The following is a 12,451-nucleotide window of genomic DNA, read 5'->3' on the forward strand; positions in this document are numbered from 1 at the left end:
GACGCTTAGAAGATTAAGAGCATCTCTGCTGCACTGCAATAGCAGATGCCATCACAGACTGGGCAGTGATAGCCTTCGTAGAGGGAAAGATCATGCCAGCGGTTAGGATGCTCACGAATGAGTTGACCACCACAATGTGTAAAGTATTCAAAGGCAGCGTTGCCGGGGCTTTGCATCCAGATATGAGCGAGGCCTGCGCGGCAGCCCAAGGTTTTTGCCCCAGCAATGGAACGGTTTAAGAGTTCACGGCCGATGCCGGTGCCGCGGGTTTTGGGATCCACGGCAGCACATTTAAAGTAACACAGTTGTTCGGCAGGGAAGGGCCACTGGCCGGGGCTACATTGCGCATCCAGCTCCCATTGGCCGGGGGCAAAGGTTAACCGAATTCCCGCCAACTCGCCGTCGAGAAACGCCAGCCAATTGAGATTCGCTGCGCCAACACGACCGCGACGGTCATAGTCGGCGAGCGATTCCAAGGTCAAGTAATTGTCGCCGTGAATGCGATTGCCAAGCTCGATCACGGCGTCATAGTCAGTAGTGGTTAAGTGTCGATACTCAATCATGCACGTTAGTAGCGATAATCATCGGTTTTAAATGGACCATCGATATCAACATGAATGTAGTCAGCCTGAGTTTGAGTGAGGCGTGTCATGACACCACCAAACCCTTGCACCATGTAACGTGCGACCTCTTCATCCAGTTGTTTCGGTAACACTTCAACCCGTAGCTTGACAGCTTTTTCTGCTGCTGGCAACTGTGCAAACTTCTCGCTAAATAAATGAATTTGCGCCAATACTTGGTTAGCAAACGAACCATCCATGACCCGGCTTGGGTGCCCAGTAGCGTTGCCTAAGTTCACCAAACGACCTTCGGACAACAGCAAAAGATAATCATTGATGTCGTCGCTGCGGTAAACTTTGTGGACTTGCGGCTTCACTTCTTCCCAGCGCCAGTTGTCACGCATGAACTTGGTATCGATTTCGTTATCGAAGTGACCAATATTGCACACCACCGCAGTTGGTTTTAAGGCCGCTAACATGTACTGATCACAAACATTCACGTTGCCTGTTGTGGTCACGATCAGATCGGTGTTTTCCAGCAACTGGCGGTTAATTCCTTCCGCTGATTGGGTATTGATGCCGTTTAAGTACGGAGAGACCACTTCGTAGCCATCCATGCAAGCTTGCATGGCACAAATCGGGTCAATCTCGGTGACTTTAACAATCATGCCTTCCTGACGTAAGCTGGCTGCAGAGCCTTTACCCACATCACCGTAACCAATCACTAATGCTTTTTTACCTGCCAGCAGATGGTCGGTGGCACGCTTGATAGCGTCATTAAGGGAGTGGCGGCAACCGTATTTATTGTCATTTTTAGACTTGGTAACGGAATCATTCACGTTGATAGCTGGAACTTTTAGGGTGCCTTGCTTCAGCATTTCTAGCAAACGGTGAACACCCGTAGTGGTTTCTTCCGTGATGCCGTGAATTTTGTCCAGCATTTGTGGGTATTTTTCATGGATAAGCAGGGTTAAGTCGCCCCCGTCATCCAAAATCATATTGGCGTCCCACAGCTCGCCATCTTTATGACAGGTTTGCTCTAAACACCACAAGTATTCCTCCTCGGTTTCACCTTTCCAGGCAAACACAGGAACTCCTGCAGCAGCCATCGCTGCAGCGGCGTGATCTTGGGTTGAGAAAATATTACATGATGACCAGCGTACTTCTGCGCCCAGTTCTAATAAGGTTTCAATTAATACCGCGGTTTGGATGGTCATATGAATACAACCTATAATACGAGCACCTGCCAATGGTTGGCTCGCAGCGTATTTCCGGCGAATGGCCATCAACGCGGGCATCTCTGATTCGGCAATGGCGATTTCTTTACGCCCCCAATCAGCTAAATTGATATCTGCGACTTTATAATCTTGCATAACAACCTCTTAATTCGTTGATGACAGCTTAAATTCAGGCTCATGTTGTAACCGAATGAGCAATTGCTGTTGTTTATCACGGGTCAAGCGCGGGCCAAAATTAGAAACAACTTCGGCAGCAGCGTGACTCGCTAATAGGCCACATGCGGCCAATGAATAATTTCGGATCAGGCCAAACATCATGGCCCCGGCAAACATGTCGCCGGCACCATTGGTATCAATGGCTTTAACTTTCACACCCGGAACGGCAACTTGGCGTTCGCCATCGCCGACCAAAGCTCCATTCTTACCTAAGGTTAAGGCAACGAGTTTGGCTTTTTGTTGCAACAGTTGCAGTGCTTCTTGCGCATCGTCGGTGCCCGTTAGCAACTTGCCTTCTTCTTCGTTACAGAACAATACATCGACACCGCCTTCTAGGATCAAATCAATGCCATCGCGAAAGTACTTCACCATGGCTGGATCGGAACAAGTTACGGCGATTTTAGTGCCGTTCGCGCGGGCAATTTCCTTCGCACGAACAATGGCTTGGCGAGCAATAGGAGAGGTAACCAAATAGCCTTCAATGTATAAGTATTTGGCGCGTGCAATGGCATTTTCATCGAGCTCATCGACGGATAAATCTGCGGTGATGCCTAAATAGGTGCGCATGGTCCGCTCTGCATCAGCGGTGACCATGACCAGACAGCGACCGGTTTTGCCTTCATGCTTCTTATGACCAATGCTCGTGGTGATACCAATTCGCTCTAAATCATCACAATAGAATTGACCGGCTTGATCATCGGCGACTTTACAGCAATAAAATGCCTTCCCGCCAAATTGTGCAAACCCTACCAATGAGTTGGCTGCAGAACCGCCACCTGACTGTTTTTTCAACTCGCCTTGTTGGCTGAGTAATTGAATGAGACGCTCTTGGTCTTCATCTTCAATAAGGGTCATTAATCCCTTTTCAATACGGTGCTGCTGCAAAAACTCGTCAGTGACTTCAAATTCTTGGTCAACCAACGCGTTACCAATGCCAACAATGTCAATCGGTTCCATGCCTTTCTCGTGTAGGGTTTTCATTATGTTCTAAAACAAAAAATCCGGCTGCAAAGTATACCGCAGCCGGATTGGGAGGTCGATAAATAGGTTAAGCTTTATATCCGCCAGTGACGCCTTTGGTGGTGATGCTGACCGCATCATGGGCGTGTAATGATTCATAGTGATTCACGCGAATCCAGAAATCGGTGTATTGTGGCAGCTGATTTAGGGTGTGCTGCAGCCGGCGGGCGGCGTCTTCACAAAACATCAAGTTTTGGCCATTCAAGCGCGCAAACTCTTGTTCGTCTTCACGTTTTACCGCTGCTTGAACCGGAGTTTTCAATGAATCTTCAATCGCGTCAATGAGTAAGCTAATGGGTAATTCGGTCATGTCGTTGCTCATGATGACTTTCACTTGCGCGACCGAACGTTGACTGTGCGGGGTGGCAACAATCCCTTGTGTGGTACCTAGCCAACGGTGTACCATTTCAGCATCAATGTCAGTATCGGTGCCAAACTTCTCGGCAAAGGCGTCTTGAATGAGCTGACGTGCCAGAGCAGCCGAGCATGGGCAAGTACTGGAGTAAGGAACGTCAACGCCTAATTCAAGCACTAATTGACCGTTATCATAACGTCCAGTGACAGTAACAGGGTATGCTTTCCAGCCTTGTTTTTTACTGATCAAGGATTTACGACGTAAGTGATAATCGAAACTAAAACGCACATAGGCTTGATCTGACAGCCCTTCGTGGCTATCTATAAAGTCATGCAGTAATTTTTTTAACGACTGGTGATTAAGCACGTCATTGTTGGAAAGCTCTTCCAACAACAAGTACAAGCGCGACATGTGAATGCCTTTGGCTTTGGGGTCAGTCAGGTTGACGAAAGCGTCAACATGGGCGCTGACAGGGCGCTCAAGTTCTTGTGCAGCACCGACCACCAGTGGCATCTCGATATTGCTCATGCCGACCCAATCAAGAGTGCCTTCAGTTTGGGCACGGGTTTGATTGGCAATATCTGGCATCATTGTTGGGGTAGCTGTTGACATGCTAATACAACTCCAAACGGTAAATAAACGAGTCCCTTACTAAGGGGGCGATAGTATACAAGAATTAATCTCAATACGATAGTTTGCCAGATTGGGTTTACAACCCAAGGACAAAAATTCGATTGCTTGTATCGAATTTTATGGATAATAAAGCAAGGATGAGGTACCCATCATGTTAGATGAAACACTGCTTGAGCAGTTTTTAGAGTTACTTGGACCACCAGGTGTTCAAGAAATGTACGCGACATTTGATGACAACATTAGCGGGTACATTGACCATATGCAAGATGTGGTGGCGAAACGCAATGAGGAAGAAACACGGCGTCAAGCTCATCGTATTAAAGGCGCATGTCGCTCGGTCGGTTTAAGCCAACTAGCGCTGCCGATGGAGCGTCTTGAACGCGATGCGTGGGAATGGAACGAAGTGGATGATGTGCTGGAACAGTGGGTACTTGAAGTCCCACTGCATCAGCATCAATTGAAACGTTGGTTAAAGGTCCGGGCTGTTTAGCGACGGTTGTTCTAAATGGCGGATGCTCACATCACCGACAAACCGATAACCTTCGCCATGAATGGTGGTGATCAGGTTGGGGGAGTCTGGTAACGCCTCAAAGTGCCGTCGAATACGACGAATCGCAACGTCGACGGTACGGTCATTGGGGCGTAATTCCCGATCCAGCATTTTCTTTACCAAGGTTTCCCGGTCTAAAATTTTACCCGGGTTTGTTAAAAAGAGTTCCATTGCGCGGTATTCACTTTTGGGCAGGCGGAACATTTTGCCATCGGGTGAAAACAGGCAACGGCTATCGCTTTCTAAGCGCCAACCGTTAAACTCATACACCACGCTGTCGTGACCAACACTTTGTTGTTGGCTTTTCAATACTTCAATTCGACGATAAAGATTACGTACCCGAATAATGAGTTCCTTCGGGTTATACGGCTTGATCAAATAATCATCGGCTCCTAGCTCAAGTGCGAGAAGACGGTCTTCATCCGCATCACGGCCAGTCAAAAACACCAAACCAATGTTTTCGTTTTCACGCAACTTCTCGGCCAGCTCAAGACCACTTTTACCGGGTAAGTTAACGTCCATAATGACCAAGTCAATTTGTTGACGAGCCATGATTCGTTGCATCTGCATACCGTCAGCTGCATCGAACACATCGTATCCCTCTTGTTGAAACAACCGAGTGAGGGTATTTCGTGTGACGACTTCGTCTTCGACGATTAATAATCTGGCGCTCATATAAGGTTCCGAAAGTTCAGAAAATCCGATAACATCTGTTGGAATTTGGTGAAAAGTAATAGTTTAGCATGTAATTTTATATACAGCGGGCGCAACCTGCAACCTTTGCGCGAAAGTTTACTTTGCGAAGGTGGCACGTCGCACGGGGATGGTCAAGTGAAACTCGGTTCCTTGGTCGGCTGCGCTTTGATACTTAATATGCCCTTGTAGGATGACGGTGACCAAGTTAAATACGTAGTGCAGCCCAAGCCCCGTGGCGCCTGCGAAGCGTTTCGTGGTAACGAATGGAGTGAATACTTCGTTCCGAATTTCTGGCGGGATGCCATCCCCATTATCGCGATAAATAATGGTTAGCTCAACACGCTCATCCTCATTTGGTAGGGCAGCAATGCTCATGGTTAATTCAATTCGCGGCTGTTCAGTGCGGGTAAACGCGTGTTGCAATGAATTGAGTAGGAGCTGGGTGAGCACTTGCTGCATGGGCGCTGCCCGCACAATCACGGTCAGCTCAGCGGGAATGGTTGGGGTAATGGTAACCTGGGCAAGCTCAGGATAACGTTTGATGAGTGATTGGATCATCTCCTGCCAAAAGTTGGCCAAATTAACCACGCGCTCATCTTGGTTGATTTGGTCCATCGACAAACTACTGAAACGACTGATAAGGTTTGCGGTACGCTTAATATTTCGAATGACCACATCCAGGTTTTCTTTGAACGCCCCAAGATGGCGCTCGAATTCCTTACTGGTCAGACTCTTATCAAAAAACTTCTTTTCAAGCGCCGCTAAATGGTCTTGCAGAATGGATGACGAGGTAACCGCGAGGCCGACTGGCGTGTTGACTTCATGAGCAACCCCCGCCACGAGCACGGTTAAACTTTTCATTTTTTTCGCTTCAACCAGCTCGTTGTGGTACTGGTGGGCGGTATCGAGAGCTTCTTGTAAATCCGAGATAGAACGTTTCCATTGTTCCGTTCGTTGTTCCACTTGCTGCTCTAATTCGGCATTCAATTCATTGGCTTGCTGTTCGGCAAGCTGTTGCCGTTGGATGTGTTGCTGAATGCGATGCAATAAGCCATTAAACGCTTGAGCTACCCGATCAAGCTCTTGTAATTCGAAGCTCTGCAGGGTTTTGTCGTAGTGCTTTTGGCGGGCAATGTCTTGAATGCTATTGACCATAACATCGAGCGGGTGCGTAATGCTGCGCCGTAACCACAACGACATCACCCAACTCAGGATCAAGCTCGCGATGGTGACTGCCACACTGATCACCAGCGATAAGGTTCGCGCTTCATCGTAGGCTGCTCTGGAAGTGCGCACATACACATAGCCCTGGAGCGAATCTTGCAGCTTCACGGCGCGTGCGGCTTCAATATAGTTATCCGTCATCACTGCGCCGGAGAGTTCAGCGACTCGGTCAAAGCGCACCGGAATGGGCGCTTCCTGGATATGGTAATAACTGGCTAAAAAGTTTAGCGAGTCGTCACTGAGCTCGTAGCGATATAAGTGAATGTGTTCGACTTCGTCAAAGGCTGCGAATGGCTGTAACCAGCGGTTGGCATTTTCCGCTTGTGCATAAACCATAAATGGCGCGCTATGGCTTGCCACTAAATCAGTGATGTGTTCCGTCAACTCAATGGAGCGAGTGTAGGTTTGATGAATGAAATTTAAACTCACTACCAAACAAGACAAGGCCACCAGTAAGGTTGTGATAAGAATCACAAGGGTGGTGACACTGCGCTTGATGGAGCTGACTTTAAAGATCAACATGGCTACTTAGCTTCGCTGTTGGGCCCGGTAAACCGCAAATTTATTGTCCTCGGCGACGCGCTCACAATGGCCGAAGGCCTGTTCGATTAACTCTGGCCAAGGTAAAAAACGATTCGCAACGAGCCAAAGCTCGCCATTTTTGCGTAAATGTTGAGCCACTTGCCCTAAAAACTGTTGCCCAATTACATAGTCGGTCGCTAAACCGGTATGAAAGGGAGGGTGACTCACCACGTAATCAAATTTCCCCAGGGACGTCTGTAGCCCTTCACTGGCAACACAGTCTCCTTGCAACTGGTTTAATGCCAAGGTGCGCTTGGTCGCGGCTAACGCAATGGCGCTGACATCTAAATAAGTGATTTGGAGTGCCGGTGCTTGGCGATTGAGCCAGGCTCCTAACACACCATGGCCACAGGCAAAGTCGAGTACCTGACCCTGCTGCCAGTGGGGCAGGTGCTGGAGTAACATCGCACTACCAGCATCAATGCCAGGAAACGCAAATACTCCGGGCAAACTGGCTAGTTGTAATGGCGTGTCTTGGCCGGGTTGCGGTAGCTCACAATATTCAAAGTAACTTTGGTAATCAAAGTGCTTGGTCGACTGCACAACCTGGGTGCAGATCAGCAAGGAATGACAGCCTACGGCAACCTTTTGTGAGGGGGCCACCGCATCCGTGAATTGTTTATGGATGCTTTTGATGCCGCTACGATTTTCCCCTACCAGCCAAATTGGCGCGCCGGGCGGTAGTAAATGGCATAAAGCATCGAGGACATAAAGTGTGAGTTGTTTTTCTTTTGGCAGCCAGACCAGTGCTGCTTCGGCCGTGGTCGTGGCTGGTGGCGCGACATCGAAATGATGGGCTACTTCGTGCTGCTGGTGTTGCCAGCGTTCGGCATAGCCTGCATGCCATTGCCAATGGGCTACCACAGGTAAAATATCGGCAACTTCCGGATCGGGAGCGTTCACCACTAACAATGATTGTTGCGTGAGACGCTCATGTTGGCGAATCACTAATTGAGAAGGAAGACTTAAATGTTTCAACCGCAAATTCTCCACAAAGTTAGAGGATGAGTTAAATCGGTTTTAGTTGGTACGCTTCAACAAACACATCAACATTTTCGCTCGCGGACTCGATTCGCTCGCCATTAAATTGAGCAACGTTAAATAGGGCCTCACCTTCATTGGCGACAGGAATATTGCTAATGCCAATTACAATCCCATGATAAGGGCTGCGGATGGCATGCACTTCGTCACCATGCGGGTTGACTGTTTGAGCAACAACTTGCCCTTTGTTAATGGTTTGGCCTAATTCAACTTTAGGCAACACCAAACCGTCGTATTCGTTGCGGATCCAAGCGCTGCGCTGAGCAATCACCGGCTGTACTTTCTTGCGGGTACGGCGGCCTTTGATCATTTTTAAACTTTTCATCACGTTTTGTACACCGGTGACGCCGGCTTTAATGGCGGCATAATCAAACCGCAACGCTTCACCCGCTTCATAAAGAATCAATGGGATACCAAGTTCGGAGGCCAACGCACGTAGAGAACCATCTCGTTCTTTGCTGTTTAAAATAACGGGTGTGCCGAACGCCTCAGCCATTTGTAACGCTTCTGCATTATCCACATCAACTCTAATTTGGGGCAAATTACTGCGATGGATTGCCCCGGTATGCAAGTCGATAACATGGGTGGCATTTTGTACCAAGGTTTCATTAAACAAATGGGCCAGACGGCTGCCTAATGCTCCGCGCTCTGAGCCGGGGAAGCAGCGATTGAGATCACGGCGGTCGGGAAGATAGCGTGATTGATGAATGAACCCATAAATATTCACGATAGGTACAATAATCACGGTTCCGGTCAGTTGCAACGGATCCAATTCGCTCATCAGTTGACGGCAAATTTCAATCCCGTTGAGTTCATCGCCATGAATCGCGGCACACACCAATAACGTGGGACCCGGCTTGACCCCGTGAAACACCTCAGCATGTAAATCCAACGGGGTATCGTTATACAAACGCGCTGCAGGAATTTTAACGCTATGACGTGAGCCTGGAGCGACGCGTTGGTTGGCGAGCTGATAGGAGCGGTGCTTCATACCGAAATTACCCTCGACCTTTGGTGCGGGTTTTATTCGCCTTGGCATTTTTTTCAATAAAGCTAATGATTTGGTCAGCCACGTCTTTACCGGTGGCCCCTTCAATACCTTCTAGCCCAGGTGAGGAGTTCACTTCCATGACGAGCGGACCATGGTTGGAGCGCAAAATATCCACACCGGCCACATTTAAGCCCATGGTTTTGGCTGCTTTAACTGCGGTGGCACGTTCGGCCGGAGTTAATTTCACTAAGCTGGCCGTTCCACCACGATGCAAGTTTGACCGGAACTCGCCAGATTTGGCTTGACGTTTCATGGCGGCAATCACTTTATCGCCAATCACAAAACAGCGGATATCTGCCCCACCGGCCTCTTTAATATATTCCTGCACCATGATGTGCGACTCGAGCCCCATAAAGGCTTCAATCACACTTTCTGCTGCTTGTCGTGTTTCGGCCAACACCACCCCAATGCCTTGCGTGCCTTCAAGCAACTTAATGACCAGCGGAGCGCCGCCGACCATTTCAATTAAATCGGGAATATCTTGGGGTTGGCTCGCGAAACCAGTAATGGGTAACCCGATGCCTTTACGGCTCAGCAATTGCAACGAACGCAACTTGTCGCGGCTGCGAGAAATCGCGACCGACTCATTGAGAGGGTAAGTACCAATCATTTCAAATTGGCGTAAGACAGCCGTACCGAAGAAAGTAATAGACGCACCAATCCGCGGAATAACCGCGTCGTATTGCGGAAGGTCTTTTCCTTTCATATGGATGGATGATTCGCGCGCGTTGATATTCATATAACAACGAAGCGGATCCAAAACATCAACAGTGTGTCCTCGTGCTTCGCCGGCTTCCACTAAACGACGTGTGGAATAGAGGCGGGGGTTGCGCGATAAAATTGCAATTCTCATGCGATGGCTCCAGGCTGGCCAAGTAAATAAGATTTATCGGGGTCGACGATAAAATGTTGACGCATCGCTTGGCGCCCTAACAACATCCGAAACTTCATGGTGTCACGGTTGGTTAACGTCAACTCTATCGGTTGTGAAAAATCCCCTAAGACAAGAGTGGATAGAATAACATATCGTAGCTCACTATGACCGCCTGAATCGGTGACTTTACGTTGATCATGTATTTTTGCTTCACACACTTGCTCACGGAGCGAATCTTGTTCCGGGTGTAGCCAAATACGGAGCCAAGCTTCCCCATTTTTTTCAAATGGTTCTAATTTGAACGCATGCAAGCACGATGTCCGTGCGCCGGTATCCACTTTCATTTTTATGGCTTGAATGCCGAGCTCTGGAAGCGCTCCCCACTCTCGCCAACCTAGTGTTTGCATCATATTGTTACTCGTTGTTTGATTCGGTGTCACCGTTAGAGACTGGTTGACGACTCCTTTCTAGGGTTTGTAACCAACCGATAAATTCTTCTAAATCACGGTCTAACGTGGTGGCCGATAGCACTAAATCATACCCCAATAATTCCCGAAAGTGTTCACATCTTTTTGCGAACATAGCCTGCACCCCGTAGTAGGTCGTGCCAGAATTACCAAGGAAACGGTCTGGTACTTCGTAGTAGGGCGTAAAGTCATTTAAATGCGGCTTTTCCGAGCGGAGTGCGGTGGCGAGCAAATGGCGTTGTTCGCGTAATAGATAAACGGCTAAACGAGGCGTAATGGCGATAATCACGGGTTCAATATCACGAACACGAAAGCCCAAATAGGGTAAGGACTCATGCCCTAAGCCCTGCTGTATGGTAGGCACGCCATAGCGCAGAATATTCTCCCAACGTAGTTGCCAGCTGCCGCGTCGATGCAGGTAGGTAATTTCCTGCGGTGTAATGGCGAGGCTGATTGGAGGTTCGATAAGTTTGGCACAGCCTAACAAAAATAACACCGCACTGGCGAGCCAGAGCAACCCATAGGCGGCAGGTGCTAACGCTGTATTGGTCAACCACAGGAACATCGTAACGGCAAAAATAGCCACCCCGAAACAGCAGAAAAAGACGGCGTAAGCACGGGTAAAGGGGTGCACATACACGATCCGATCATCGTGCGGGCGGGGCATGAGGAACCTCAAAGGTTTGCGCGATAATTTGGGCAGTAAAGTGCGTTTTCAAATAAAAACCACGGGGTAACGTTTGAATCAGCTGGCCATCCGGACCAATGGCATCGGTTAATACGCGACTATTGGCTGCTTTGGGGCGAAGCTGAAGCACTTCGCCTTGATGCGCGGTAATCGTTTCCACCTCGCCTAATGCAATTTTATCCATATGTTCTTGCCAATCCGCTTTCAGCTGAGCATCTTGCGCTGGGGTAGGTTGCCATAAAAACGCCGTCCCAATTCGCCGCTCGGCTAACGGCACATCGCGGCGGCCATCCACAGGAATCCACAGCACACATTGTAATTTATTACGGACATTGCTGGTTTCCCAGGTTAGTTGGTCAATATCTACTAACGGGGTGGTGCAAACAAAGGTGGTTTCTAAGGGTTTCCCCTGTGCATCTAAAGGGATGGTTTTTAACTCCACCCCGAGCTCCGGGAAGTCCTGCAATGCTTGTGAACCGGCGCTGGCGCCAAGTGCAGCTTCTAATAATTGCCCTACCCAGCCTTTGTTGCGCCGCAGGTTTTCTGGCATCGGAATATTCAACGCGGCGGCAACATCGGCAAAGCGATGCCCAGCGAGGGCGCTTGCACGTTCAAAGAGTTGGTTCAGTTGCACTTTTCACTCCGCCTTTATGGATTAGTCCTTTCATTCATGTCGCGATTATGGAAAAATCCTAGCAAGATGTCGAATTTATGAGGGCGCTCGCGTGATAGACGCAGAAGGATTCCGAGCCAATGTAGGAATCATTATCTGTAACGAACAAGGACAGGTATTTTGGGCGCGTCGATTTGGACAACATAGTTGGCAATTTCCGCAGGGCGGAATTGACGGGGGCGAAACCCCTGAACAAGCCATGTATCGAGAACTATGGGAAGAGGTTGGTTTAAAACCTGAGCAAGTCGAAATTATTTACGCCAGCCGTCATTGGTTACGTTATCGGTTACCCAAGCGGTTGGTACGACGCGAACAACGGCCAACCTGTATTGGTCAAAAGCAGAAGTGGTTCTTACTACGGCTTAAGTGTAGTGAGAAAGATGTGAATGTGATGCAGTCTCAGCATCCAGAGTTTGATGATTGGCGTTGGGTCAGTTACTGGTACCCAGTCCGGCAGGTGGTGTCGTTCAAACGGGAAGTATATCGGCGAGTGTTGAAGGAATTCGCGCCCATGGTGATTCACACTATGGCTCGTCGGTCACGACCAGCTCGTCGTCGCCGCAATTCCTAAACAAGGCCGTGT

Annotated in this window: 14 protein-coding genes; 2 read left to right on the forward strand and 12 right to left on the reverse strand. The window is 48.9% G+C overall.

Annotation, left to right across the window (positions count from 1 at the left end):
* Window positions 1-5: 5 nt before the first annotated feature.
* The 4 genes from BLP64_RS03640 to folE2 all read right to left on the reverse strand — a co-directional run bounded on the left by BLP64_RS03640 (window position 6) and on the right by folE2 (window position 4,001).
* On the reverse strand, window positions 6-563 hold the full coding sequence (locus tag BLP64_RS03640; RefSeq protein ID WP_092591854.1) for a GNAT family N-acetyltransferase: 558 nt from the start codon (window positions 561-563) through the stop codon (window positions 6-8).
* Between the two features lie 5 nt (window positions 564-568).
* Entirely contained in the window at window positions 569-1,933 is a 1,365-nt protein-coding gene (gene ahcY, locus BLP64_RS03645) for an adenosylhomocysteinase (protein WP_092591856.1), read from the reverse strand.
* 9 nt (window positions 1,934-1,942) lie between these two features.
* Entirely contained in the window at window positions 1,943-2,971 is a 1,029-nt protein-coding gene (locus tag BLP64_RS03650) for an adenosine kinase (protein WP_092591858.1), read from the reverse strand.
* Between the two features lie 91 nt (window positions 2,972-3,062).
* A complete protein-coding gene (gene folE2 / locus BLP64_RS03655; protein ID WP_233340095.1) occupies window positions 3,063-4,001 on the reverse strand; it encodes a GTP cyclohydrolase FolE2 in 939 nt (312 codons plus the stop codon).
* A 172-nt stretch (window positions 4,002-4,173) separates the two neighbouring features.
* On the opposite strand from folE2, the gene BLP64_RS03660 reads away from it, so the two are divergent.
* Complete coding sequence (locus BLP64_RS03660) at window positions 4,174-4,512, forward strand: Hpt domain-containing protein (protein WP_092591860.1); 339 nt, start codon at window positions 4,174-4,176, stop codon at window positions 4,510-4,512.
* Here the strand turns inward: BLP64_RS03660 and arcA are convergent.
* From arcA to mutH, 8 genes are all read right to left on the reverse strand, one after another.
* Window positions 4,492-5,247, reverse strand: a complete 756-nt coding sequence (gene arcA, locus BLP64_RS03665; protein ID WP_092591862.1) for a two-component system response regulator ArcA — start codon at window positions 5,245-5,247, stop codon at window positions 4,492-4,494. The two genes, BLP64_RS03660 and arcA, sit on opposite strands and share 21 nt — an antisense overlap.
* A 117-nt stretch (window positions 5,248-5,364) precedes the next feature.
* Complete coding sequence (locus tag BLP64_RS03670; RefSeq protein ID WP_092591864.1) at window positions 5,365-7,014, reverse strand: sensor histidine kinase; 1,650 nt, start codon at window positions 7,012-7,014, stop codon at window positions 5,365-5,367.
* A 6-nt stretch (window positions 7,015-7,020) separates the two neighbouring features.
* Window positions 7,021-8,052, reverse strand: a complete 1,032-nt coding sequence (locus BLP64_RS03675; protein ID WP_176754907.1) for a class I SAM-dependent methyltransferase — start codon at window positions 8,050-8,052, stop codon at window positions 7,021-7,023.
* A gap of 31 nt (window positions 8,053-8,083) precedes the next feature.
* Entirely contained in the window at window positions 8,084-9,106 is a 1,023-nt protein-coding gene (locus BLP64_RS03680; RefSeq protein WP_092591868.1) for a succinylglutamate desuccinylase/aspartoacylase family protein, read from the reverse strand.
* 7 nt (window positions 9,107-9,113) lie between these two features.
* On the reverse strand, window positions 9,114-10,019 hold the full coding sequence (rimK, locus tag BLP64_RS03685; RefSeq protein ID WP_092591870.1) for a 30S ribosomal protein S6--L-glutamate ligase: 906 nt from the start codon (window positions 10,017-10,019) through the stop codon (window positions 9,114-9,116).
* On the reverse strand, window positions 10,016-10,447 hold the full coding sequence (locus BLP64_RS03690; RefSeq protein ID WP_092592124.1) for an ATP-dependent zinc protease family protein: 432 nt from the start codon (window positions 10,445-10,447) through the stop codon (window positions 10,016-10,018). Before BLP64_RS03690 ends, rimK begins: the two co-directional genes overlap by 4 nt.
* 7 nt (window positions 10,448-10,454) lie before the next feature.
* Window positions 10,455-11,174 (reverse strand): DUF2982 domain-containing protein, encoded by a 720-nt coding sequence (locus BLP64_RS03695; RefSeq protein WP_092591872.1) that lies wholly within the window; start codon window positions 11,172-11,174, stop codon window positions 10,455-10,457.
* Window positions 11,155-11,829: a DNA mismatch repair endonuclease MutH gene (gene mutH / locus BLP64_RS03700; RefSeq protein WP_092591874.1), complete on the reverse strand. Its 675-nt coding sequence runs from the start codon at window positions 11,827-11,829 to the stop codon at window positions 11,155-11,157. Before mutH ends, BLP64_RS03695 begins: the two co-directional genes overlap by 20 nt.
* Before the next feature lie 91 nt (window positions 11,830-11,920).
* On the opposite strand from mutH, the gene rppH reads away from it, so the two are divergent.
* Entirely contained in the window at window positions 11,921-12,439 is a 519-nt protein-coding gene (gene rppH / locus BLP64_RS03705) for an RNA pyrophosphohydrolase (protein WP_092591876.1), read from the forward strand.
* Window positions 12,440-12,451: the final 12 nt, after the last annotated feature.

It is taken from the genome of Pseudidiomarina indica, from assembly GCF_900104245.1.
In the GTDB taxonomy this organism is placed as follows: domain Bacteria; phylum Pseudomonadota; class Gammaproteobacteria; order Enterobacterales; family Alteromonadaceae; genus Pseudidiomarina; species Pseudidiomarina indica.